This is a genomic window from Pandoraea sp., assembly GCF_041919235.1.
GTDB lineage: Bacteria > Pseudomonadota > Gammaproteobacteria > Burkholderiales > Burkholderiaceae > Pandoraea.
The window spans coordinates 143,454-166,883 of sequence record NZ_JAYRUC010000008.1; the positions used below are offsets into that span (position 1 = coordinate 143,454).

Annotated in this window: 19 protein-coding genes and 4 tRNA genes; 14 read left to right on the forward strand and 9 right to left on the reverse strand. The window is 62.9% G+C overall.

Features of this window, described 5'->3' with window-relative positions; translation table 11 throughout:
* Positions 1 to 44: 44 nt before the first annotated feature.
* Together ACE3UG_RS08705 and ACE3UG_RS08710 are read right to left on the reverse strand one after the other, a co-directional pair.
* Positions 45 to 1,973 (reverse strand): MFS transporter, encoded by a 1,929-nt coding sequence (locus tag ACE3UG_RS08705; RefSeq protein WP_374622366.1) that lies wholly within the window; start codon positions 1,971 to 1,973, stop codon positions 45 to 47.
* Positions 1,970 to 2,425: a CBS domain-containing protein gene (locus ACE3UG_RS08710; RefSeq protein ID WP_374622369.1), complete on the reverse strand. Its 456-nt coding sequence runs from the start codon at positions 2,423 to 2,425 to the stop codon at positions 1,970 to 1,972. Before ACE3UG_RS08710 ends, ACE3UG_RS08705 begins: the two co-directional genes overlap by 4 nt.
* A gap of 390 nt (positions 2,426 to 2,815) precedes the next feature.
* On the opposite strand from ACE3UG_RS08710, the gene ACE3UG_RS08715 reads away from it, so the two are divergent.
* The 3 genes from ACE3UG_RS08715 to ACE3UG_RS08725 are packed head-to-tail and all read left to right on the forward strand — an operon-like array spanning position 2,816 to position 5,304.
* Positions 2,816 to 4,123: an O-acetylhomoserine aminocarboxypropyltransferase gene (locus ACE3UG_RS08715; RefSeq protein ID WP_374622371.1), complete on the forward strand. Its 1,308-nt coding sequence runs from the start codon at positions 2,816 to 2,818 to the stop codon at positions 4,121 to 4,123.
* A complete protein-coding gene (locus ACE3UG_RS08720; protein WP_374622374.1) occupies positions 4,120 to 4,935 on the forward strand; it encodes an alpha/beta fold hydrolase in 816 nt (271 codons plus the stop codon). The genes ACE3UG_RS08715 and ACE3UG_RS08720 overlap by 4 nt, the downstream gene beginning before the upstream one ends.
* Before the next feature lie 45 nt (positions 4,936 to 4,980).
* Positions 4,981 to 5,304 (forward strand): Mpo1-like protein, encoded by a 324-nt coding sequence (locus ACE3UG_RS08725; RefSeq protein WP_374622377.1) that lies wholly within the window; start codon positions 4,981 to 4,983, stop codon positions 5,302 to 5,304.
* On the opposite strand, the gene ACE3UG_RS08730 is transcribed toward ACE3UG_RS08725, so the two are convergent.
* The gene (locus tag ACE3UG_RS08730) at positions 5,294 to 6,652 is read right to left on the reverse strand and encodes a YihY family inner membrane protein (RefSeq protein ID WP_374622380.1); all 1,359 of its coding nucleotides are present in this window, start codon (positions 6,650 to 6,652) and stop codon (positions 5,294 to 5,296) included. The two genes, ACE3UG_RS08725 and ACE3UG_RS08730, sit on opposite strands and share 11 nt — an antisense overlap.
* Before the next feature lie 287 nt (positions 6,653 to 6,939).
* Between ACE3UG_RS08730 and wrbA the strand changes: the two genes are divergently transcribed.
* The 11 genes from wrbA to gudD all read left to right on the forward strand — a co-directional run bounded on the left by wrbA (position 6,940) and on the right by gudD (position 19,346).
* On the forward strand, positions 6,940 to 7,527 hold the full coding sequence (wrbA, locus tag ACE3UG_RS08735) for an NAD(P)H:quinone oxidoreductase (RefSeq protein WP_039397667.1): 588 nt from the start codon (positions 6,940 to 6,942) through the stop codon (positions 7,525 to 7,527).
* A gap of 84 nt (positions 7,528 to 7,611) precedes the next feature.
* Positions 7,612 to 8,079 (forward strand): DUF2069 domain-containing protein, encoded by a 468-nt coding sequence (locus ACE3UG_RS08740; protein ID WP_374622383.1) that lies wholly within the window; start codon positions 7,612 to 7,614, stop codon positions 8,077 to 8,079.
* Positions 8,080 to 8,156: 77 nt separating this feature from the next.
* On the forward strand, positions 8,157 to 9,578 hold the full coding sequence (locus tag ACE3UG_RS08745) for an FAD-binding oxidoreductase (RefSeq protein ID WP_374622385.1): 1,422 nt from the start codon (positions 8,157 to 8,159) through the stop codon (positions 9,576 to 9,578).
* Positions 9,579 to 10,232: 654 nt separating this feature from the next.
* Entirely contained in the window at positions 10,233 to 10,613 is a 381-nt protein-coding gene (locus tag ACE3UG_RS08750) for a hypothetical protein (protein ID WP_374622388.1), read from the forward strand.
* Positions 10,614 to 10,817: 204 nt separating this feature from the next.
* Entirely contained in the window at positions 10,818 to 11,339 is a 522-nt protein-coding gene (locus tag ACE3UG_RS08755; protein WP_374622391.1) for a MerR family transcriptional regulator, read from the forward strand.
* Between the two features lie 40 nt (positions 11,340 to 11,379).
* Positions 11,380 to 12,984: an MFS transporter gene (locus ACE3UG_RS08760; protein ID WP_374622393.1), complete on the forward strand. Its 1,605-nt coding sequence runs from the start codon at positions 11,380 to 11,382 to the stop codon at positions 12,982 to 12,984.
* Positions 12,985 to 13,062: 78 nt separating this feature from the next.
* Positions 13,063 to 13,857 (forward strand): zinc-dependent peptidase, encoded by a 795-nt coding sequence (locus ACE3UG_RS08765; RefSeq protein WP_374622514.1) that lies wholly within the window; start codon positions 13,063 to 13,065, stop codon positions 13,855 to 13,857.
* Positions 13,858 to 14,100: 243 nt separating this feature from the next.
* Entirely contained in the window at positions 14,101 to 14,367 is a 267-nt protein-coding gene (locus ACE3UG_RS08770; RefSeq protein WP_374622395.1) for a type B 50S ribosomal protein L31, read from the forward strand.
* A gap of 319 nt (positions 14,368 to 14,686) precedes the next feature.
* Positions 14,687 to 16,417, forward strand: coding sequence for an ArnT family glycosyltransferase (locus tag ACE3UG_RS08775; protein ID WP_374622398.1), 1,731 nt, complete (start codon positions 14,687 to 14,689; stop codon positions 16,415 to 16,417).
* Positions 16,418 to 16,429: 12 nt separating this feature from the next.
* Positions 16,430 to 17,779: an MATE family efflux transporter gene (locus ACE3UG_RS08780; protein WP_374622401.1), complete on the forward strand. Its 1,350-nt coding sequence runs from the start codon at positions 16,430 to 16,432 to the stop codon at positions 17,777 to 17,779.
* A 238-nt stretch (positions 17,780 to 18,017) separates the two neighbouring features.
* The gene (gene gudD, locus ACE3UG_RS08785) at positions 18,018 to 19,346 is read left to right on the forward strand and encodes a glucarate dehydratase (protein WP_374622404.1); all 1,329 of its coding nucleotides are present in this window, start codon (positions 18,018 to 18,020) and stop codon (positions 19,344 to 19,346) included.
* Positions 19,347 to 19,587: 241 nt separating this feature from the next.
* Here gudD and ACE3UG_RS08790 read toward each other — a convergent pair.
* The 6 genes from ACE3UG_RS08790 to rpsO all read right to left on the reverse strand — a co-directional run bounded on the left by ACE3UG_RS08790 (position 19,588) and on the right by rpsO (position 23,166).
* Positions 19,588 to 19,664: transfer RNA gene (locus tag ACE3UG_RS08790), tRNA-Asp, on the reverse strand.
* Positions 19,665 to 19,763: 99 nt separating this feature from the next.
* A tRNA-Asp gene (locus ACE3UG_RS08795) sits at positions 19,764 to 19,840 on the reverse strand.
* Positions 19,841 to 19,938: 98 nt separating this feature from the next.
* Positions 19,939 to 20,014: transfer RNA gene (locus tag ACE3UG_RS08800), tRNA-Glu, on the reverse strand.
* Positions 20,015 to 20,176: 162 nt separating this feature from the next.
* A tRNA-Ala gene (locus tag ACE3UG_RS08805) sits at positions 20,177 to 20,252 on the reverse strand.
* A 184-nt stretch (positions 20,253 to 20,436) separates the two neighbouring features.
* Entirely contained in the window at positions 20,437 to 22,593 is a 2,157-nt protein-coding gene (gene pnp, locus ACE3UG_RS08810; protein ID WP_374622407.1) for a polyribonucleotide nucleotidyltransferase, read from the reverse strand.
* Between the two features lie 303 nt (positions 22,594 to 22,896).
* Positions 22,897 to 23,166 (reverse strand): 30S ribosomal protein S15, encoded by a 270-nt coding sequence (rpsO, locus tag ACE3UG_RS08815; protein ID WP_374622410.1) that lies wholly within the window; start codon positions 23,164 to 23,166, stop codon positions 22,897 to 22,899.
* Positions 23,167 to 23,430: the final 264 nt, after the last annotated feature.

The window sequence follows — 23,430 nt, forward strand, 5'->3', positions numbered from 1 at the left end:
GGAGCGTTCCGAGCCGCGTCGCGCTCAACGCCGGACGCGCCCGCTCAGACCGGCCAGGGTCCACGAAGCTTGAGCACCTTTTCGCGCAGCGCCTCGGGAGTGGCTTGGGCGGGCGCCACCGGCTCACCGATGACCAGCTCAAGCCTGTTCAGAATGCCGCGCTTGAATGGCCGCGTCATCGCCGCGCCGCCATGTCTCGAAAAGAAACTGCCCCAAAGACCCCGCAAGGCCATCGGCACCACCGGCACCGGCGTGCGTTCGACAATGCGCCGCACGCCCTGGCGGAAGACCTGCACTTCGCCGGACGCCGTCAGCTTGCCCTCCGGAAAAATGCAAACGACCTCGCCCGCGTCCAACGCTTCTGCGATCCGCTTGTAGGCCCCGTCGAGCCCGGCCGCGTCCTCGTGGGCGGGGGCAATCGGAATCGCGCCCACCGCGCGGAAGAACCATGACAGCACTGGAATGCGGAAAATCCGATGGTCCATCACAAAGCGAATCGGCCGCCGAATCGACGCGCCGATCACCACGGCGTCGGCGAAGCTCACGTGATTGCAAACCAGCAGGCATGGCCCGTCATCCGGGATCTGGTCAGCCCCTTTGACGTCAATGCGATAGAGGGTGTGCAACAGCAGCCACATCACGAAGCGAATCAGGAACTCCGGGAGCAGCGTGTATAGATAGATCGCAACCAGCGCATTGAGAATGCCGGTGAATAGATAGAGTTGATCGATGCTGAAGCCGGCGCTTGTGATCGCCATCGCCATGAGTGCCGACACGACCATGAACAGCGCGTTGAGAATATTGTTCGCCGCGATGATGCGTGCGCGGTGCGACGGCGCGCTACGGCTTTGGATCAACGCGTATAACGGCACGCTGTAGAAACCACCGAACATCGCGAGCAGGAACAAATCCGCCAGAATGCGCCAATGGCCGGGCTGCGCGACGAAGTGCCCCACGGTCTGCAATGCGGCGCCGGTGGCACCGGCGCCGCCGCCCCGGCTCGCAAAATATAGATCGACAGCGAACACGGTCATGCCGATCGAGCCAAACGGCACCAGACCGATTTCCACCTTGCCGCCCGAGAGCCGCTCGCACAGCAGCGAGCCGGCCCCGATACCCAAGGAGAACATGGCCAGCAGCAGCGTTACGACGCCTGGGCCGGCCCCCAGCACGTCATGGGCGAAATTGAAAAACGAGGCGAGAAAGGTTGCCCCGAGAAACCAAAGCCAGGAAATGCCAAGCAGGCTCTGGAAGACCGCGCGGTCCGTGCGTGCAATGCGGAGATTTCGCCAGGTCTCGGTGAACGGATTCCAGTTGATGCGAAGATCCGGCTGCGCTGCAGGTGTTTGCGGCACCCAAGTCGACACCAGACGCCCCAACAATGCCAATCCGACGCAAACGCCCCCGATCCACGGCAGTGAGCCGCCGCCCGCGCCAGCCATCTCGCCGCCGATGATCGTGCCGATCAGAATCGCGACGAACGTGCCCATCTCGACAAGACCATTGCCGCCCACCAGTTCGTGATTGGCGAGATGCTGAGGCAGATAGGCGTACTTCACCGGTCCGAAGAGCGTGGAATGCAGCCCCATCAGAAACGTACAGGCGTATAGCAACGGTGCGCTCGTCCAGAGGAAACCGGCAGCGCCAACGGCCATGATCGCGATCTCCAGTGTCTTCACGAAGCGGATCAGGCGCGCCTTGTCCCACTTATCGGCAATCTGGCCGCTGGTGGCGGAAAACAAAAGGAACGGCGCAATGAAGATGGCCGAAATGAGGAACGCCGCCGTTTTGCCGTCGACGTCCTGAAAAAGCGATGCGTGATAGGTGACAAGTGAAGTGAACGCGATCTTGAACACGTTGTCGTTCATCGCGCCCAGAAACTGCGTCCAGAAAAACGGCGCAAAGCGTCGTTCCTTCAGCAATCGTGATTGGTGGCCCTCGCCGCGTGCCCCGCGCTGACTGGCCTCACTCACTTGGCGTTTTCCGCTTCCCCGGCCGGCCAGTCGCGAATGTAGGCCTTGAGCATGCGGTTCTCGAAGGATTGCTCCTCGACGACCGCGCGCGCCACGTCGTAGAAGGAAATCACCCCCATGAGCGTGCGATTATCCATCACCGGCAGGTAACGGGCATGCCGCTCGAGCATCATGCGCCGCACTTCGTTCACATCGGTCTCCGGCGTGCACGTGAGCGGATGATCGTCCATGACCTTGCGAATCGTCGAGCCGCCGACCGTACCCCCATTCTGGCTGATCGTGTTGATGATTTCGCGGAACGTGAGCATACCCACGAGATCGCCGTACTCCATCACGACAAGCGAACCGATGTCGTGCTCGGCCATTGTGTCGACGGCATCGGCCAACGACGTCTCCGGGGTCACGGTGAAAAGGGTGTTGCCCTTCACTTTCAGGATGTCAGACACACGCATGGCACACACTCCTCTTTGTGTTGCTCGGGCAACCGTGGCAGAACGCTGCCGCCGGACGTATTGCCACACTTCGGCAAGCGAGACGGATCGCCGGCGGGCACGCCGTTGTCTCCGCGCGAATAATTATTAGAACATGTTCGAAAGATGCTATCGGAAAGCGCTTGAAAAGGAAAGGAACACGACGTGCACATGGCCGTGCGGCGTGGGTTTTCAGCCGATTCTGTGCCATCGGTCAGACATCTGCGCACCCGAGGCATCGGACGACACCGCAATTTCTCGAACGCGTGCAGCAAAGCCTGTTGGCGGGCACGGCGGTGGTGCTAGGATTGCCGCATAGGTCGCGTCCGGATCACGCGCCAACATCAAGCCAACTGCGAGGCCCTCTCCGACATGTCTGCACCGCATTTCGACACGCTCGCCCTGCACGCCGGGGCTGCGCCCGACCCTGTCACGGGGGCGCGCGCCACCCCCATCTATCAAACCACGTCGTTCGTCTTCGCCGACACCGACCAGGCCGCTGCACGCTTCAACATGGAGCGCGCCGGCCATGTTTACTCGCGCATTTCGAATCCGACCAATGCCGTTTTCGAAGAGCGCATGGCCGCGCTGGAGAACGGGGTGGGCGCTATCTCTACGGCAAGCGGTCAGGCCGCGCTGCATCTGGCCATCGCCACGCTGATGGGCGCGGGCTCACACATCGTGGCGTCGGGTGCGCTGTACGGCGGATCGCACAATCTGCTGCATTACACGCTGCGCCGTTTCGGCATCGACACCACCTTCGTTCGTCCTGGCGATCTGGCCGGCTGGCGGGCCGCAGTGCGCCCCGAGACCCGTCTGTTCTTCGGTGAAACGCTCGGCAACCCGGGGCTCGATGTTCTCGACATTCCGCAAGTCGCCGAGATCGCTCACGATGCAGGCGTGCCCTTGCTGATCGACAGCACGTTCACCACGCCGTGGCTTATCCGCCCCTTCGATCATGGCGCCGATCTCATCTATCACTCGGCAACCAAATTCCTGGGGGGGCACGGCACGACGATCGGCGGCGTTCTGATCGACGGCGGCACATTCGATTTCGAGCGCAGCGGCAAATTTCCCGAACTCACCGAGCCTTACGATGGATTCCACGGCATGGTTTTCGCCGAGGAAAATACCGTCGCGCCGTTCCTGCTGCGCGCGCGACGCGAGGGATTGCGCGACTTCGGCGCATGCCTGCATCCGCAAGCCGCGTGGCAATTGCTGCAAGGGATCGAGACGCTGCCGCTTCGCATGGCCCGGCACGTGGACAACGCGCGTCGCATCGTGGAATTTCTGGCCGGGCACGACGCCGTGGCAAGCGTCGCCTACCCCGAGCTGTCGTCGCACCCCGATCACGCGCTCGCCAAGCGGCTATTGCCGCGCGGTGCTGGCGCCGTGTTCAGCTTCAACCTGAAAGGAGACCGCGAATCGGGGCGCCGCTTCATCGAGTCGCTACAGCTCTTTTCGCATCTGGCCAACGTCGGCGACGCGCGCTCGCTTGTCATTCACCCGGCCTCGACGACGCATTTCCGAATGGACGCCGCGGCGCTCGCGGCCGCAGGCATCGAAGAAGGCACCCTACGCCTGTCGATCGGGCTGGAAGACCCCGACGACCTGATCGAGGACCTCAAACACGGCCTCAAGGCGGCCGCCAAATCCACCTCCAGGGGACAAGCGCGATGAACTTCGACATCGACGGCGGCAACGTCTACGCTTACACCGGCGGCAAATCGATGAATCCCGCACAGCCGACGGTCGTTTTTTTGCACGGCGCACAGCACGATCACAGCGTGTGGGGGTTACAGAGCCGGTACCTTGCTCATCACGGCATGAACGTGCTCGCGCTCGATTTGCCGGGGCACGTCCGCAGCACAGGCGCCCCGTTGAAGTCGATTGGCGAGATGGCCGATTGCGTCGTCGCCGTGCTCGATGCCGCCGGGATCGGCAAGGCGGCCTGGGTCGGACACAGCATGGGTTCGCTGATTGCGCTTGACGCTGCCGCCCGCCATCCCGAGCGGGTATCCCGGATCGCCCTGGTAGGCACCGCGTATCCAATGAAGGTCTCCGACGCCCTGCTCGAAGCCGCCGCCGAGCGTGAACCGCAAGCCATCGCCCTCGTCAATGCCTGGTCCCACAGCACGCTCGCCGCCAAACCTTCTGCGCCCGGCCCTGGCTTCTGGACATGGGGAGGCAACCAACGGCTGATGGAGCGCGTGTCACGGCGCAATCCCGCCAAGGTGTTTCTCACCGATTTCGAGGCCTGCAATCGCTACGATCAGGGGATGGAGGAGGCCGCACGCGTCAAATGTCCAGTGCTCGCCGTGCTGGGACGGCGCGATCAGATGACCCCGCCCCGCGCGGCGCAAACCCTGCTCGACGCCCTGCGCGAAGCCGGTGCGCCGGTTGAGACAGCGCTCGTCAACGCTGGCCACGCGATCATGACGGAGCAGCCGGACGCGCTGCTCGATGCCCTCGTACCATTCTTGCGAGCCTGAGCACATCACCCCAGTGCGTTACCTTCGACAAAGAGGAGACCTGCCATGCGAGATACGCGCGACGATGGACCTGCGTTTCACCGGTTTGCGGACTTTTATCCGTTCTACCTCGGCGAACACCGGAATGCGGTCTGTCGCCGTCTGCATTTCATCGGCTCGTGGGGGGTGATCGCTTTTCTGGCTGCGTTTGCCGCGACAGGCAATCCGTGGTGGTTGCCCGCAGCCGTAGTCTGCGGCTACGCGTTCGCGTGGGTAGGTCACTTCTTTTTCGAGAAGAACCGGCCCGCCACGTTTCGCCATCCAATCTACAGCCTGATGGGCGACTGGGTCATGTTTCGGGATATTTGCCTCGGCCGCATCAAGCTCTAGCGCTGCCGTCGCGGGCTTCGCCCCCCGCAGCACCGCCGACCTGCGTACCCGGCGCATCCCCGCCCGCATCCCCGCACGCGTCCTCGCTCGCGTCGTCACAGGCATCGTCCGGCGTGACGTCGCGTGGCAGCGCGTCGGCAAGCGGCACGTCCCATTTGCCTTCACGCAGCATTTCGGCAACGTGCGCCCCATCGAGCGCGTGGCGCTCCATTTGTCGGGCCAACTCGTCGACGTTGAGCGCGAGTTGCGCCACCAGCGGCGCCAGGGTCGTCGTACGCGGGTTCGCCAATAACAGCCAACGCTCCGCCGGCGGCTGCATCGTCAATCGTCCCACCCAACCCATGCGCTCAAGCCGAATGAGCAGGTCGCTGGCGTGATCGAGGCTCGTGCGCATCGTGCGCGCCAATTGCGCCACCGTGCGCCCGCCACCGCCAGCCTCCCGATCGAGATTGAGCAAATGGATGAGCGTCAGGCCGTCGAGCAGGTCGCTTCCCGGGAAGCGGGGATACTGAAAATGACCGAGGCGCAGCGCAGGCAGCACCGACGTGATCGTCGCACCGAGCAGCGCCACCAGCCACGACAGATAGATCCAGAGCAGGAAGATCGGTACCGCCGCAAACGCACCGTACACCGCCGTGTATGTCGGGAACTGCCGCACGTACAGGCCGAAGCCGCGCTTGGTCAGATCGAATGCCAGCGCCGCCACGACACCGCCGACCAGCGCGTCGCGCCAGTCCACCTTGCAATTCGGCATGTAGAGATACATCAGCATGAACGCCACGCTGGTCAGTGCCAGCGGAATCAGCGCGAGCATCGATGCCGCAGCCGGCGGCATCGTGCTCACCAGCGACACCGATTGGGTGAAGACGTACGAACTGATCGACAGACTCACCCCGATCAACAGCGGCCCGAGCGTCAGCAGGCCCCAGTAGATCAGCAGGCGCTGCGCGAGCGGTCGAGGGCGTGGCACGCGCCAGATCACGTTGAACGCCGATTCGATGGTCATCAAGGTGAGTACGGCCGTCACCAGCAAACCGATCAGACCGAACGCCGTCAGGCCTTTCGCCTTCGACGCGAACTCATTCAAGTAGTTGAATATCTGGGCATTGACGCTCTCGGGCATCAAGTGCTCGAGCAGGAAGCCCTGCAAGGCGTCGCGAAACGAATTGAAAATCGGAAAGGCCGTAAACAGCGCGAACGTCACAGCGAACAGCGGCACGATCGACAAGATCGAGGTGAACGTCAAACTACCCGCCACTTGGGGAATCCGGTCGTCCTGAGCACGCGCAAGCGCGTATCTCAGCAGTTGGCGAACGTTGTTCCAATTGATACGGGACAGTTTGAGCAAATCGGGCTCCTGAGTGATAACGCTGGCACGGCAGACCGAAGACCGTTCATCTCGCCCGATCCGTTACGCCATTAGGAACGCCCTATAATACCCGCACTTTTCGCTCGTTTTTCACGCGCGACCCAAGGCCCAATGTCTTTTTCCGCCCCGCGACTCGCCCTGGAATGCCGGGGTGACCGATCGATCGGCGACGTCGCAACACGCCACCCTGCGTTTGACGTCGCCATTCCTCGCGAACGTTCCCGGCATCGACTTGCCCGCCCTCTTGCCTCAGCCGATTCGACTTCATGACTGAAATCCTCGTCCTGTACTACAGCCGCCACGGCACCACCGCACAACTCGCACAATGCATCGCGGCGGGTATCGACAGCGTGCCCGGCGCGCAAGCGCGCGTGCGCACCGTGCCTGCCGTCTCGACGGTGTGCGAAGCCAGTGCCCCCGACATTCCGGACAGCGGCCCGCCCTACGTCGAATTGCGCGATCTCGAAGAATGCGCGGGACTCGCGCTCGGATCGCCCACGCGCTTCGGCAACATGGCGGCCGCACTGAAATATTTTCTTGACGGCACCACGCCCCAATGGCTCTCGGGTGCGCTCGCCGGAAAACCGGCCTGCGTGTTCACGTCAAGCGCGAGCCTGCACGGTGGTCAGGAGAGCACCCTGTTATCGATGATGATTCCGTTGCTGCATCACGGCATGCTGCTGATGGGCCTGCCCTATACTGAGCCCGCGCTCTCCAGCACACGTACCGGTGGCTCGCCATACGGCGCGACCCATTTCGCGCACGACGGCAATCCGCTCTCGGCGGATGAGCGCCAGTTGGCGTCGGCGCTCGGCGCGCGACTCGCGCGTGCCGCGTGCAAGCTGGCAGAATAAGCGGGCGCGCCGCGCTGTCCGCCGAACCGCGTCGGGCGTAGCGTCGCCCGTCCCCGCAGTAGTTCAGGCCCTCGAGACAAGCCCATGACTGCCACACCGCCCGACTTGCCCCACGTCGCCGATGCCCACGGCGCCCGCCCGCAGCCCAGCGCACCCGCAGCACCCGCTGCACCCGCCACGCCTGTCGGGGCTCGCGGGCTTCGCCTGATAAGCACGGTGAGTCTGCTCACGCTGATCGCACTCTCGGTTGCTTGGGAGTTGTGGCTCGCGCCGCTGCGTCCCGGTGGATCATGGCTGGTGCTCAAAGCGCTGCTCCTGATGCTGCCCCTGCGCGGCGTGTTGCGCGGCAATCTGTATACGCTGCAGTGGTCGAGCATGTTCATTCTGCTGTTTCTCGCCGAAGGCGTGGTGCGCGGCATGACGGACACGGGCAGGTCGGCCTCGCTCGCTTGGGTGGAAACGGCGCTGTGCGTGGTGTTCTTCGTCTCGACGATCTTTTACCTGCGGCCCTTCAAACAGGCGGCAAAGGCACGTACCGCGATCGCCTCATAGCCGCCATGACGCCATGACGCCATGACGCCAAGCGTTGCGATACTGCGAATAGTGTGAACAGTGTGAAGTCCCATGCCATGAACGACTCGCTCTTCCTTACCGCGTGCCGCGACCTGCTGGGCCGCGACCATGTTCTGCTCGAGAACGCCGACACGAGCGGCTATCTCGTCGATCAACGCAAGCGCTATACGGGACACGCCCTCGCCGTCCTGCGCCCGGCGAACGCTGCACAGGCCGCCGCACTCGTGCGTCTGTGCGTCAGTCATCGCGTGCCGATGGTGCCGCAAGGCGGCAACACGGGACTTGCCGGCGGCGCAACCCCCGACACGAGCGGGCAACAGGTCGTCATCAGCCTGCGCCGTCTCGACCGCATCCGTCAGGTGGACGCGGACAATCTGACGCTGATCGCGGAAGCCGGCTGCCTCCTCGCCAATGTGCAGGCAGCCGCAGCGGCGGTGGGACGATTGTTCCCGCTGAGTCTGGCGGCAGAGGGCAGCTGCACCATCGGCGGCAACCTCGCGACGAACGCGGGAGGCACCGCTGTCTTGCGTTACGGCAATGCGCGCGACCTGTGCCTCGGCCTGGAAGTGGTCACGCCGCAAGGCGCGCTGTGGGAGGGGCTGCGCGGGCTGCGTAAAGACAATACCGGTTACGATCTCCGCGATCTGTTTATCGGTGCGGAAGGCACCCTGGGGCTGATCACGGCGGCGACGCTCAAACTTTTCCCACAACCGGCCGCGCGCATGACAGCGCTGGCTGCACTGGAGAGCCCAGCACACGCCCTCGCGCTCCTGAATCTGGCGCAGCGCATGGCGGGACCGCTGCTTACGGGCTTCGAGTTGATGTCGCATTTTTGCCTTCAGCTCGTGGCGACAGTCTTCGCGCAGCTGCGTTACCCGTTCGCGCAGCCGCATGCGCAGGCCGTGCTGCTCGAACTCTCCGACAACGAGAGCGAAGCCCACGCGCGCGATCTGCTGGAACGATTGCTGAATACGGCCGTTGAACAAGGCATCGTGCGCGACGCCATCGTTGCGAGCAGTCTGGCCCAATCGAACGCACTCTGGCATCTGCGCGAGAGCATCCCGCTCGCCCAATCGGCCACAGGGCTCAACATCAAGCACGACATCGCCGTGCCGGTTTCCCAGGTGCCCGCGTTTCTCGACGCGACCGATCCGATCGTGCAGCGCATTGCGCCCGGTGCGCGCATGGTCACCTTCGGCCATCTGGGCGACGGGAATCTGCATTACAACGTCATGGCGCCCGAGGGCGTCGATCCCGCCGAATTCCTGCAGCAATATCAGACGACCGTCACCGCTGCCGTCCACGACAGCGTACATGCCCATCGCGGCACCGTCAGTGCGGAGCACGGACTCGGACAGCTCAAACGCGACGCGTCGGCGAAATACAAATCGCCCGTCGAACTTGCGTTGATGCGGACCTTGAAGTCCGCCTTCGACCCGCTCGGCCTGATGAATCCGGGCAAGGTCCTGCCCGACTGAAGCCCGCCCGCTTCCCCCAGTGCCCGCGTACACGCTCGCGAGTGGGCCAAGCGCCCACGAGACAGGAAACTTCCCAAATCGCACAAGAAGTGGCGTCAATGGGGGCAATTGGGCGACAAAACGCCGAAAATCGCGGCCGCCGACTTTACAGGCGCGTCTCAAAACCCTAGAATCGGTGCTTTCCAATTACGACGGAGTTTTCCGTGGGCAGTTGCTCTAGTAGCACGCAAGCGTCGGCAATGTCCGGCGAGGCGTTGGCCCGGTAACCCGCAGTCGTCACCGACTGCCGCTGCCGGTCTTCATGCCGCAGCGGTAGTGCATCGATCGCATCGAATCCTGGTGACCTCAAAGTCTCCAGCGACTTCGCCCAGCGCTCACGATTTTCCGCACTTCAGCCGCAGTTCAGCGATTGACGGATGTGTTCGCACATTCGGATCAAGGCACGTTTAGCGCGTCTTTTTGCCTCCGACTCGACCTGTCGGCAGCAAACCGCGCGCAAAGCCTGCCGACGCTTGCGTCGAATTCATGCATCGCCGTGCATCTCCCGCACACTTCTTGCGTCCTCGCGGCGCAGGAAGTGTGCGGGAAACGCATCGCGATGCGTCGCCAAGCCCCGGCAACCGCCGTCTCATGCCCTTGATTCAGGAGGACACCATGACGCTGCAAATGCTTATCCCCACCCTGTTCGATCGCGCACGCGCCCGCCTGACGCCCGCATCTGCGACGTCGATTCCCGTCACTGCCTCGGCAGGCACGCTCGCGCCGCCTCAATACCGACTTGTGGTGCTCACGCTCGCCTCGAAAGCCGACGCGATCGACGCCAAGGTCCGCCACGCGCTCCGCTCGCAGCAACTCGCCCCCGAGTCAGCCACTCGCGTCGACCGTTCGGGCGGCTATCTGCTGGAACTTGACTACGTACTGCGTTGCGAACGCAGCCGTCGCGCAGCGCTCGTGCATCTTGTTTCGACGCTCGGCGATACACCCGGTGTTCGCGCCATTCGCTGGGAGACGGCGCCGAATCTCGGGGCTCGATAACGCCCCACCTACCCCACCTACCCCGCCTCGAAAGCCCCCCCCCCATCGGCCCGGCCGGTACAAACGCAGATGCGTCAGTGCCGGCCGGGCCGATGCATTTCTGCCACCCCAATCGCCCGCTTCCGATGACCGCCCCACCCAAACGTGAACGTTCACGTACATGTTGTGCTAATATTCGGTTCATCTTGCGACCGGAGGCAGGCCATGCCCGCAAATCTTCCTCTCTCGACACTCCCGCAAACGCCGACTGACGACATGCGCCTGCTGAGCGTCGGTCAGGCCGCCGCCGCGCTCGGCGTGACGGCCCGCACGCTGAAGTATTACGAAGAACTCAACCTCGTCGTGCCGGCCCGCAGCGGTGGGCGCTATCGCCTTTACACCGAGGCCGATCTCGCGACGCTTGGCCGCATTCTGCGCATGCGCTCACTCGGCTTTTCGACGGCCGCGATCACCGAGATGCTCAAGCGCCCCATGCGACAGGTCGAATCCGGCAAATCGCGGATGAGCGACGAGGACCTGCATGTCGTTCGCGACGCCTTGCACTCGCAGCTCGATACGCTACGCGAGCGCACGTCGCAAGTCCGCCGCGAATTGCGCGAGGCGGAAAAACTCGAAGCCCAAATTGCGCACGACCTGAAGTACATCGAGCAGCGTCTTCGCGGCGTGCCCGCCGACGAACTGCTGGCCGAACGCGCCGCAAGCATGCGCAAGCGTTCGTCGCGCTAACCCCCACGCCCGTCGTCGAACATCGCCCGCGACGCTTGCCATGAAATCTGTCCTCACGCCGACCGCCTCCGCCGCCTCCGCCGCCTCGCCGCCATCTCTGCCGATGCGCCCGATACGCCCGATACGCTCGATACGCGCCGAAGCGTACCGCTACGCGCTTGGCCTGATCCCGGGGCTCGAGTTCTTCGAAAACGCCTTGCTCGTCTACTTTGCCGTGTACATCTCCGGCGGCGTCGACGCTTCGCCCAACGAGTTCGTGTGGATGACGACGGCCTACGGCGTGGCGTCGGTCCTCGCCATTCTCAAGCAGCAATGGTTCGTCGAACGCATCGGCTATCGGCGGTATCTGAGCGCGTCATTGCTGCTCTACGCTTGCGGCGCCCTGCTCGCAGGCACCAGCGAAAGCGTGACGCAACTCGTGATCGCGCGCGCCTGTCAGGGCTTCAGTGCGGGAAGCTGGATGAGTTCGTGTCGCATTCTCGCGCAAGTGAGTGTGCCGGCGGAGCGTCGCGGCAAAGCCGTGCAAACGTTCGCCCTGCTGCTCTTCACCGGCGCGGCGGCAGCACCGCTCATCGGTGGACTGCTCGTGTCCGAATACTCGTGGCGAATGCTGTTCCTGTGCACTGCGCCGCCCGCCGTGCTGCTCGCGGGGCTCGCCTGGTTCACGGTGCCCGACGCCGGTCGCATGCGCGAGCGCGCAACGGGCGGACGCTACCCGTTCGTGCCGTTCATGGCGTTCGCGCTGGCCATGGGTGCACTTCAGGTCGTGATGCAGGAAATGCGGTATACGCTTTGGCTGCAAACGCCCTGGCTGCCATTGCTGACCGCCGCGGGCGTGGCCGCCCTCGTCGGATTCGGTTACCACCAATGGCAACACCCGGCCCCCTTCATTCGCCTGCAAACGCTGCGCCGACGGGAGTTTCAGGTCGGATTGTTGCTATACGCCGCGTATTACTACCTGGCGAACACGCAAAGCTATCTGATGCCGCGCATGCTTGAACAAGGGCTCGGGTTCACGCTCGAGCGAACCGGGCAATTGCTCGGTTATTCGGCATTGCTCACCGTGCTTCTGCTGGTCGCGTACTTCCGCATCGCGAAATTCATAACGCACAAAAAATTGCTGATCGTGAGCGGTTTCGCGATGACGATCGCTACCAGTCTGTGGCTCGCCGCCATGCCGCCCGACGCCGGTCAGTCGCAGCTTTACGGCGTGCTGGCCCTCAAGGCCGTATTCGGCATCTTTACCGTGCTGCCGGTCGCCAACCTGACGTTCCGCACGTTCGATCACGAAAGCTTCGTCCATGGTTACCGGCTGAAGAACATCCTGCGCCAACTCTCCGGCTCGTTCGCCGTCTCGACGATCGTGGCGTTCGAACAGCATCGCGAGGCACTGCACCGCACTCGTTTGACGGAAGCGGCCAATCCGTATAGCCCGATCTTCAGACAGACGCTCGATACGCTCGCCAATGCGCTCACGCATATGGGCGTTCCCGCCTCGCAGGCACAGGGCGCAGCCCTCGCGCAAATCGCCCAAACGATTCAGCGGCAAGCGTCGTTCCTCACGTTTATCGACGGCTTTCGCTTCATTGCTATCGTCGCGCTGTGCGGCGCAGTCTTCGCGGCAATGCAAAAGCAGTTAAATTAGCATCGATGCGTCATGTCATCAGTACACGCATGCTCCCTACGATCCAGCCGCCGCACCGGGATTCCCGCCACGTTCGCCATGCTCAAAACCCTGCTCGCCCGCCTGAGGCGTTCGCGCCAGCGCACCCGCCTCGACGACGCCGTCTGGCATGAGGTGGTGCACGCGCTGCCGTTCCTGGCACGCCGAAACGCGGCCGACCTGGACAAGCTCCGCGTCCTCGCAACCGATTTCCTGGCCAGCAAACACTTCTCGACGGCGCACGACTTGCCGCTCACCGAAGCGATGTGCGTCTCGGTGGCCGCGCAAGCCTGCCTGCCGATTCTCAACCTGCCGAGCGCGCTTTATCGCGGATGGACCGGCATCGTGCTGTATCCAGGCGAATTCCTGATCCGCAAGACCGTGCAGGACGAAGCGGGTGTCGTGCACGACGTCGCGCAGGAGGCAAGCGGCGAAGCCTGGGAAGGCGGCCCCGTGGTCTTGTCTTGGCAGGACGTGCAAGCGAGCGATGTGCTGGCGTACAACGTGGTGATTCACGAGTTCGTCCACAAGATCGACATGGAAGGCGGTGAGGCCGACGGGGTGCCGCCGATGCTGCGTCGCCTGCACGGCGACCTGACGCCGGACATCTGGTGCGACGTCTTCGATCCCGCCTACGAGGCGTTCTGCCACGAGGTGGCCAATGTCCCCGACGAACACTGGGATGCGTTCGCCTCGGCATCGCTCCTCGATCCATACGCCGCCGAGCACGAATCGGAGTTCTTCGCCGTCTGCGCCGAGGCCTTCTTTGTGGCCCCGGAGGCCTTCCACAACGAATATCCAGCCCTTTACTCGCTGTTTTCGCGCTATTTCCTGCAAGACCCGGCAGCCACCTAGTCCACCTGCAAGGCCCGCCCGCCCCCACCAAAACCCGATGAAAACTTTGCGAAAGTCGTTGTTTTCATGGCATAATGCGCGTTTTACTCACCCGGAAAGTGGTTGGCGCCTTCCCACCGGTATGATTGTGGCGGCGTTAGCGGGGCAATAGGCCAATGGGCCAACGGGGCGCCTCCTGGGACAATGAACTCAGGCGAACGTCCTCCCGCGCAGACTGGCTACCGACTTAACCCAAGGTACATCATGAAAGAAGGCATTCACCCCGAATACCGCGAAGTCCTGTTCCGCGACATGACGCCCGGCGTCGACTTCGAGTTCATCACCCGCTCGACGATCCACAGCAAGGAAACGGCCGAGAAAGATGGCAAGACCTACCCGCTCGTGAAGATCGAAACGTCGTCGGCTTCGCACAACTTCTACACCGGCGAGCAGCGCATCATGGACACGGCCGGCCGCGTCGACAAGTTCCGCCAGAAGTTCGGCAACCGCGCTGGCGGCAAGATCGCCTAAGCATTATCGGCGACGCGCCATACAATGCGATGCGGGACCCGGCAGACACTTTCGGGTCAACACATCAGGGGCAACACCCCAGCGTTGTGAAAGGCATTGGAAAAAGGGCAGCTCAGGCTGCCCTTTTTCCTTGGGTCTGGCCTGCGCCACTGCATGGGTTACTGTCATACTGTCGGCTTTCCCGCTTTACGCGAGCTTTACGCGAGTTGTCCCCAAGGTTTGCCCTGAGCTTCGTCCCAGGTTTCACCCTCGAACCAGTTCCGGCTCGCTCCCTGAGTCTCCCCGATCCGGCCGCTGCGCCGGTCCTGTCGTCCGGCCTATGAAACGAGTTCGCATCACCGCCTCCGCCACCAGCGCGCTACCGCGTTCGCTGCTGATCGCTATTTGTGTCATCTATGTGCTGGCGGGGTTGTTCGGTCGCGATCCGTGGAAAAACGAAGATGCCGCAGGCTTCGGCATCATGTGGACGATGGCGCATGGTCAGTTGTCCGACTGGCTGCTGCCGAACATCGCCGGCAAACCCATCTACGACAACGGCCCGCTCGTCTCATGGCTCGGCGCACTCGCCATTCGTGCCTTCTCATGGCTCGACGCCCCCGACGCGGCACGCATCGTCACCGGCCTTTGCTTCTACATCACCTGCACCTTCATCTGGTACGGCACCTACCTGCTTGGCCGTCGCCCCGAAGTGCAACCGTTCAAATACGCCTTCGGCGGCGAGCCCGAGCCGCGCGACTACGGCCGCACACTCGCAGACGGCGCCCTGCTGATTCTGCTCGCCTGCTTCGGCCTGGCCGAACGTGGCCACGAAACGACGTCGGCCGTCGGTCAGCTCACGCTCATCTCGATGGCCATCTACGGTTTGGTGCGCAGCCTCGACAAGCCGCGCCAGGGCGCTGTGTGGTTCGGCCTGGCCCTGGGCGGCATGGCGCTCGCGTCCTCACCGCTGATGACGCTCTCACTCTGGCTGGCCGGCATCGCTGCCGCAGTCGTGTGCCGCGCACTGCCCTTGCGCATGTTGCTGTTGGTCTCCACCCCGGTGACGCTAGTCATCGCCTGCACCTGGCCGCTCGCGGCGCTCAAATATGCCGACGGCGCCCGGCGCTGGCTTGGCGAGTGGGCGGATATCGGCGTGGACGCCTTCAGCGGCCCGACGCTCAACTCGCTGAGCTACATCGTCAAGAACCTTGCGCTGTTCGCCTGGCCCGCATGGCCCCTGGCCGCGTGGTCACTGTACTCATGGCGAGGCATGCGACGCGCGCCGCACATTGCCATTGCGCTAGCCTTTGCCATCGCGATTCTCGTGCTCATCGTCCTGCAGGCGCATCAGGGCAACCAGCTCTTCATGCTCGCGTTGCCCGCACTGTCGATCGTCGCCGCCTTCGGGCTGCCCACCCTCAAGCGCGGCACGGTCAACGCCATCGACTGGTTCGCCGTGCTGTCGTTTACCGTACTTGCAGGCTTCGTCTGGATCGTGTGGCTGGCAGGTATTACCGGCTTTCCGGCGTCGACGGCGCGTAACCTGCGTCGTTTGGTGCCTGGCTTCGCCCCCGAATTCAGTTGGGTCACACTCGTCAGCGCCCTGATCGTGACGGGCGCCTGGGTTGCGCTGGTCGCATGGCGTGTGTCGCGCAGCCCGAAGGTACTCTGGCGCAGCGTGGTGCTGTCGTCGGGCGGCACAACGCTTATGTGGGTGCTGCTCATGACGCTATGGCTGCCCGTGGTGAACTACGGCAGAACGTATCGCGATGTGGCGGCACAGATCGCCGCGCATTTGCCGGCCGACTACACCTGCATTCGCACTGCCCGCGTGGGTGACGCCCAGCTCGCCTCGTTTGCGTACTTCGGCAAGATGCGCTTCGGTTCGGCCAGCGACGATTGCGACGTGCTGCTGCGTCAGGACGCGCAGGACTACAGCGAACCCCTGTCGCTGGCCCCCTATGAGTGGCGTCAACTCTGGGAAGGCCGCCGCGCAGCCGACCGGGACGAGCGCTTCCGCCTCTACGTGTTGCAAGAGCGACCGTGGCGTCGCGGGGCGCGGCCGCGATAATCGCGCAACGCCATGTGGCACGACATCAAGCGCATTGCCGGGCTGGCCTGGCCGGTATTGATCGGCCAATTGGCCGTGATCGCCTTCGGCGTGATGGACACCGCCATGGTCGGGCGGGCCTCGGCGTTCGATCTCGCATCGCTCGCGCTCGGCGGGTCGATCTACATCACCGTGTATGTCGGCCTGATGGGCATTCTCGTCGCCCTCTCCCCGATTGTCGCGCAGCGCTTCGGGGCGGGCGAGCGCGAAAGTATCGGCGAAGAAGTCCGTCAGGCGTTCTGGCTCGCGGGGTTCCTCGCCGTACCGGGCTTCCTTCTCTTGTCGCATCCGCAGTTCATTCTGCGACTCTCCGAAGCGACGCCTGAACTCGAAGCGCGCGCGAGCGCCTATCTTCAGATTCTGGCGTTCGGCTTACCCGCCGCGCTGCTCTTTCGCGTGTATTCGTCGCTGTCGACGGCCGTAGGGCGGCCTCGCATCGTCATGGCCATTCAGGTGACCGGGCTGGCACTGAAGATCCCGCTGAACCTGGCACTGATATATGGCGTCGAGCGCATGGGGATTCCGGCACTCGGCAGCACCGGCTGCGCGATCGCCACGACCGCCATCAACTGGGTATCCTGCTCGCTTGGGCTCACGCTGATGGCGCGTCATGCAACGTTGCGCGAGTTTGGCATCTTCTCGCGATTCTGCTGGCCGAACTGGCAGGCCATTCGCGCACTGCTCAAGCTAGGCGTGCCGATGGGGCTGAGCTACCTGATCGAGGTGACCGCGTTCTCGTTCATGGCCATTTTCATTGCGCGTCTGGGCGATGTGACCCTGGCGGGTCACCAGATTGCCGCCAACCTCGGGGCGCTCCTGTATATGTTGCCGATGTCGATCGGGATTGCAACGGCGACGCTCGCCGCACAAGCCATCGGCTCGCGCGATTTTGCATGGGCGCGTCTGATCGGCCGCCGGGGCATCGAGTTTGCCGGTACGCTGGGCGTGGCGCTGGCCACCCTCATGTGGTTGGGTCGTGCGTTGATCCTGGCAGCCTATACCTCCGACCCGCAGGTCGCGGCGATCACGACGCCCCTACTTGCCATCGTCGCCTTCTACCACGTATTCGACGCCCTGCAAGTGAACGCCGTCTTCGTGCTGCGCGCATGGAAGGTCGCGGTTGTGCCGACCGTCATCTATGCCGTATCGCTCTGGGGCGTCGGGCTGGGCGGCGGTTACGTGCTGGGCTTCAACATCGGCGGGGTGTCCCCCGCCTGGCTGCACGGCGCTGCGGGGTTCTGGTTCGCCAATAGCGCCAGTCTGGCGGTTGCCGCGCTGGGCCTGCTGCTCTACTTGCGCTGGATCGTGCGCGTCAAAAGCTGACCTCGGCGTGTCGATGCGATGTTATACGACAACATCGTACGATCACATGACGATACGGCACCCGCACCGAACCGTCTCGACTAAGCAGATGCCATGTCCCGCAGCATCTAGCGGGCAAAACGGGTAAACCCGCAAAGGCATTCGTTCGAACTTTCCTTAAAATGTTGTCTGACGACATACAACAAATTCGTATGTTGCGACATTCCCTTCTTTATTGTCCGATCGACGTCCACCTGCCATGAGCCGACCCCCCGTTGTTACTGAGCTGCGCGTTATTCCCGTCGCCGGCCGCGACAGCATGCTATTGAACCTGAGCGGTGCGCACGGCCCGTTCTTCACGCGCAATCTCGTCATCCTTCAGGACAATGCCGGGCACACAGGCGTGGGCGAGGTCCCGGGTGGCGAAGCGATCCGCAGGACGCTCGAAGACGCACGTCCGTATTTGGTCGGGCAATCGGTGGCGAACCTGCAAGCCATTCTCGGCCGGGTGCGGCGCGCATTTGCCGATCGCGATGCCGGTGGACGTGGCCTGCAGACATTCGACCTGCGCACCACCATTCACGCGGTGACCGCACTCGAGGCGGCGTTGCTCGACCTGCTGGGCCAACATCTCGAAGTGCCGGTCGCTGCGCTATTGGGTGAAGGGCAGCAACGCAGTGAAGTCGCGATGCTCGGCTACCTGTTCTTTATCGGCGACCGGCGCGCAACCGACCTCCCCTACGCGGACAATCGCGCCGCCGGCGACGATTGGGAACGCGTGCGCACAGAGGTCGCCATGACGCCCGACGCGGTCGTGCGCTTAGCCGAGGCGGCCCACGCCCGCTACGGCTTCCAGGACTTCAAGCTCAAGGGCGGCGTACTCGAAGGCGACGCCGAAATGGCAGCGGTCACTGCGCTCGCCAAACGCTTTCCGCAAGCCCGCGTGACCCTCGATCCGAACGGCGCATGGTCGCTCGCCGAGGCGGTGCGCCTGTGCCGCGACAAGCACGACGTGCTCGCATACGCCGAAGATCCGTGTGGCGCAGAGCACGGCTACTCGGGCCGCGAAGTGATGGCGGAATTTCGTCGAGCCACCGGCTTGCCGACTGCAACCAACATGATTGCGACGGATTGGCGTCAGATGGGCCACGCGATTCAATTGCAGTCCGTCGATATTCCTCTGGCCGACCCACACTTCTGGACGATGCAGGGCGCCGTTCGCGTCGCACAGATGTGCCATGACTGGGGCCTGACGTGGGGATCGCACTCGAACAATCACTTCGATGTCTCGCTCGCGATGTTCACCCATGTGGCGGCGGCAGCCCCTGGCAACATCACCGCGATCGACACGCACTGGATCTGGCAAGACGGTCAGTGCCTGACCAGGAATCCGCTGCAAATCGTCGGCGGCAATGTCCAGGTGCCGAGCACACCGGGCCTCGGCGTAACGATCGACATGAACGCGGTCGAAGCCGCTCACGCGCTGTACCTCGAAGAGGGCCTCGGCGCGCGCGACGACAGCATCGCCATGCAATATCTCGTTCCGGACTGGACGTTCGATCCGAAACGACCGTGCCTGGTGCGCTGAGCGAGCTGACGCAGGGCGTCGCGGCTCGACAGTCCGCCACGCTCTGCCGCTGGCGGACGTCAATGCGCACGATTCGCGCACATACAATAAATTGCGCGTGAAACGCGCATCGATGATGGCAACGGCATTCGAGGGATGGGAAGCGATATCGACGCACCCTGACAACGCAGCTGCGGGGCCTGGAAATAGGTACGTCGGGAGATAAAAAAAAGCCCAGGCATCAGCCTGGGCTTTCTTTGTTTGGCGGAGCGGACGGGGCTCGAACCCGCGACCCCCGGCGTGACAGGCCGGTATTCTAACCAACTGAACTACCGCTCCAAACTTGCTTCAGCATCGTGAAGTCATTCACTTTGCATTCTTGCTGCTTGTCCGGCATTGCAGCGTTTTCACGCGCAGGCAACCGAACTTCGTAGGTCTTGGCGGAGCGGACGGGGCTCGAACCCGCGACCCCCGGCGTGACAGGCCGGTATTCTAACCAACTGAACTACCGCTCCAAAACCGACAAAAAAACCCGCCTGACTTTCAGCGGGCTTTACGCCACCAACTGCTTGGCATTTTGAAACTGACACCGACTCGCTACCGGCGCCAATTCTGGCGTCCCCTAGGGGATTCGAACCCCTGTACTCACCGTGAAAGGGTGATGTCCTAGGCCTCTAGACGAAGGGGACAAAATCGTCACAACTTTGTCTGTTTCGCTTTACTGCATTTCGCGAAGAACGCCATTCTAAACAACATTTCTTCGCTTGTGAAGCTTTATTTTCAAGTTTTCACATCGTTTTCGCAAGAATCTTGCTTGTTCGATGTGCCAGAAAATCAGGCTTTCGAATTCGTGGTGGAGGTAAGCGGGATCGAACCGCTGACCTCTTGCATGCCATGCAAGCGCTCTCCCAGCTGAGCTATACCCCCCGAACAGAGAAGTGAGATTCTAATGACAAACCCCTTCTCTGTAAATAGCTTCCTCGCATTTTTTCCGCATTATTGCGCCGATCCATGCGACGCATGAAAAAAACGGCGACCCGAAAGCGTCGCCGTTTTCCCTTGCGAAGCGGCGCACATGGGCGCGCCACCCGGCATCATGCCGACACCCGAATTACTGGGCGTCGCCCTCGCGCTTGACCAGCGCCGGGCTACCTTGCTTTTCCTCGTCGGTGAGCGCCTTGTGCGACAGACGCAGACGACCCTTGTCGTCCTGCTGGATCACCTTCACGCGCACCGCCTGGCCTTCCTTGAGGTACTCGTTGATGTCCTTGATGCGCTCGTTGGCGATCTCGGAAATGTGCAGCAGGCCATCCTTGCCCGGCAGCACCGAAACGATCGCGCCGAATTCGAGCAACTTCAGCACGGTACCGTCGTAGACCTGGCCCACTTCGACTTCCACCGTGATCAACTCGATGCGGCGCTTGGCTTCTGCGATACCTTCAGCGCTCGGGCTGGCGATCGTCACCACGCCGTCGTCCGAGATGTCGATGCTCGTGCCGGTTTCTTCCGTCAGTGCACGGATCACCGAACCGCCCTTGCCGATCACATCACGGATCTTCTCCGGGTTGATCTTGATGGTGACCATGCGCGGTGCGAATTCCGACAGCTCCGTACGCACGCCCGACTGCGCGTCCGCCATCTTGCCGAGGATATGCAAACGGCCTTCCTTGGCTTGCGCCAGGGCGACCTGCATGATCTCCTTCGTGATCCCCTGGATCTTGATGTCCATCTGCAGTGCCGTCACGCCGTTCGACGTCCCGGCCACCTTGAAGTCCATGTCGCCCAGGTGATCTTCGTCGCCGAGAATATCGGTCAGCACGGCAAACTTGTTGCCTTCGAGAATCAGCCCCATGGCAATGCCGGCGACCGGCGAGGTCAGCGGCACACCCGCGTCCATCATGGCGAGGCTACCGCCGCACACCGACGCCATCGACGACGATCCATTCGATTCGGTGATTTCCGACACCACACGCACGGTGTAGCCGAAATCGTCGGCACCCGGCAGGCAAGCCACCAGAGCACGCTTGGCCAGACGACCGTGACCGATTTCGCGACGCTTGGGCGAACCCACGCGCCCCGTTTCCCCCGTCGAGAACGGCGGGAAGTTGTAGTGCAGCATGAAGCGATCACGATACTCGCCTTGCAGCGCGTCGATGATCTGCTCGTCGCTCTTGGTGCCCAGCGTTGCCACCACCAGCGCCTGCGTTTCACCCCGCGTGAACAGCGCCGATCCGTGCGCGCGCGGCAGCACGCCCGTGCGGATCGAGATCGGACGCACGGTGCGCGTGTCGCGGCCGTCGATACGCGGCTCGCCAGCCAGAATCTGGCTACGCACGATCTTGGCTTCCAGATCGAACAGGATGTTGCCGACTTCGATGGCGTCCGGTGCGGCGTCGCCCTTGGCGGCAGCCGCTTCGCCCAGCTTGGCCATCACGTTGCTGGTCACGGCACGCAGTTGTTGCGTACGCGCCTGCTTCTCGCGCGTCTGGTAAGCGGCGCGCAGCGAGGCTTCCGCCAGTTCGGTCACTTGCGCGATCAGCGCGTCGTTCTTGTTGGCCGGGGCCCATTCCCACTCGGCCTTGCCACCGTCGCGCACGAGGTCGTGAATGGCGTTGATCGCCGTTTGCAGTTGCTCGTGGCCAAACACCACAGCGCCCAGCATCACGTCTTCAGGCAATTCGCGCGCTTCCGATTCGACCATCAGCACGGCTTGTTCCGTACCGGCCACAACCAGGTCGAGCTTCGACTTGGCGATCTGCTCACGCGACGGGTTGAGCACGTACTGGCTGTCGATGTAGGCCACGCGTGCGGCGCCCACCGGGCCGTTGAACGGCAGACCCGAGATGGCCAGCGCAGCCGAGGCGCCGATCAGGGCCGGGATATCGGCCGGCACTTCCGGGTTCAGCGAGACGACCTGCACGACAACCTGCACTTCGTTGTAGAAGCCTTCCGGAAAGAGCGGGCGAATCGGACGGTCGATCAGGCGCGACGTCAGCGTTTCGTTTTCCGACGGACGGCCTTCACGCTTGAAGAAGCCCCCCGGAATCTTGCCGGCGGCGTAAGTCTTTTCCAGATAGTCGACGGTCAGCGGGAAAAAGTCCTGCCCCGGCTTGGCGTTCTTTGCGCCGACGACCGTTGCGAGCACGACGGTATCGTCCATATCGACGAGCACGGCACCGGATGCCTGACGGGCAATCTCACCGGTCTCCATGCGAACCGTGTTTTGTCCCCATTGGAAAGACTTGACGACTTTATTGAACATTTGCACTCCTATATCGAATCGCGCGAATGCAGCAGCGGCGCGACATCGCTGCCGGGGTGATCCCGACGCCTTGCAGGGGGGAGTGTTATGCCATTCCAGCGTTGCCCGGCCGTTGCCGTGCCTGTCTTGAGGCGACGCTGGAATGACACAAGCCCTGCTTGCCGACGAGGCCCCATGAACCGGGAACCCGGCACGACGGCCAGGTTGGCGACCCGCAAGACGTCCTCAGGACATCCGTCAGGCAGCGCCCAAAAACAAAATGCCTGCATCAGCACGCTGATACAGGCATCTCGTCGTAATCGTAATCGCTTACTTACGCAGGCCCAGCTTCTCGATCAGGGCGCGGTAGCGATCCGCATCCTTGCCCTTGAGGTAATCGAGCAGCTTGCGACGACGGCTCACCATGCGCAGCAGACCGCGGCGGCTGTGGTGATCCTTCATGTGAGCCTTGAAGTGCGGCGTCAGTTCGTTGATGCGCGTGGTCAACAGCGCAACTTGCACTTCGGGGGAACCCGTATCGTTGGCGCCACGGGCGAATTGCGCCACGACGTCCGACTTCTTGGTGTTTGCTTCAGACATTTGCTTTCCTTTGGATACACGCGGTCACGGAAGAAAGGCCGTGCCGTGAACTTACAAAAACATGCGCGGCGCTGCCGCACATAAACAAAACTGCAAGTGCGCGATTATACGGGAGTTGTCATCCGCACGCCATAGTTTTCCATGCTTCGCCGCCAGCGACGGGGCCCGGCGGGGCGTTATCACGTCAAAATGTCACGTAATTTCTCGAACAATCCGGGAAATTTCAATAAATTATCCACAAAATCACGACAAATCAACGATCCG

Coding starts and splice junctions, on each gene's coding strand:
- ACE3UG_RS08755 (WP_374622391.1), top strand. CDS start 10,818: ATGCCCGCAAATCTTCCTCTCTCGACACTCCCGCAAACGCCGACTGAC.
- ACE3UG_RS08715 (WP_374622371.1), top strand. CDS start 2,816: ATGTCTGCACCGCATTTCGACACGCTCGCCCTGCACGCCGGGGCTGCG.
- ACE3UG_RS08760 (WP_374622393.1), top strand. CDS start 11,380: ATGAAATCTGTCCTCACGCCGACCGCCTCCGCCGCCTCCGCCGCCTCG.
- ACE3UG_RS08710 (WP_374622369.1), bottom strand. CDS start 2,425: ATGCGTGTGTCTGACATCCTGAAAGTGAAGGGCAACACCCTTTTCACC.
- ACE3UG_RS08765 (WP_374622514.1), top strand. CDS start 13,063: ATGCTCAAAACCCTGCTCGCCCGCCTGAGGCGTTCGCGCCAGCGCACC.
- ACE3UG_RS08750 (WP_374622388.1), top strand. CDS start 10,233: ATGACGCTGCAAATGCTTATCCCCACCCTGTTCGATCGCGCACGCGCC.
- ACE3UG_RS08720 (WP_374622374.1), top strand. CDS start 4,120: ATGAACTTCGACATCGACGGCGGCAACGTCTACGCTTACACCGGCGGC.
- ACE3UG_RS08770 (WP_374622395.1), top strand. CDS start 14,101: ATGAAAGAAGGCATTCACCCCGAATACCGCGAAGTCCTGTTCCGCGAC.
- rpsO (WP_374622410.1), bottom strand. CDS start 23,166: ATGTCTGAAGCAAACACCAAGAAGTCGGACGTCGTGGCGCAATTCGCC.
- wrbA (WP_039397667.1), top strand. CDS start 6,940: ATGACTGAAATCCTCGTCCTGTACTACAGCCGCCACGGCACCACCGCA.
- ACE3UG_RS08780 (WP_374622401.1), top strand. CDS start 16,430: ATGTGGCACGACATCAAGCGCATTGCCGGGCTGGCCTGGCCGGTATTG.
- ACE3UG_RS08775 (WP_374622398.1), top strand. CDS start 14,687: ATGAAACGAGTTCGCATCACCGCCTCCGCCACCAGCGCGCTACCGCGT.
- ACE3UG_RS08740 (WP_374622383.1), top strand. CDS start 7,612: ATGACTGCCACACCGCCCGACTTGCCCCACGTCGCCGATGCCCACGGC.
- gudD (WP_374622404.1), top strand. CDS start 18,018: ATGAGCCGACCCCCCGTTGTTACTGAGCTGCGCGTTATTCCCGTCGCC.
- ACE3UG_RS08725 (WP_374622377.1), top strand. CDS start 4,981: ATGCGAGATACGCGCGACGATGGACCTGCGTTTCACCGGTTTGCGGAC.
- ACE3UG_RS08745 (WP_374622385.1), top strand. CDS start 8,157: ATGAACGACTCGCTCTTCCTTACCGCGTGCCGCGACCTGCTGGGCCGC.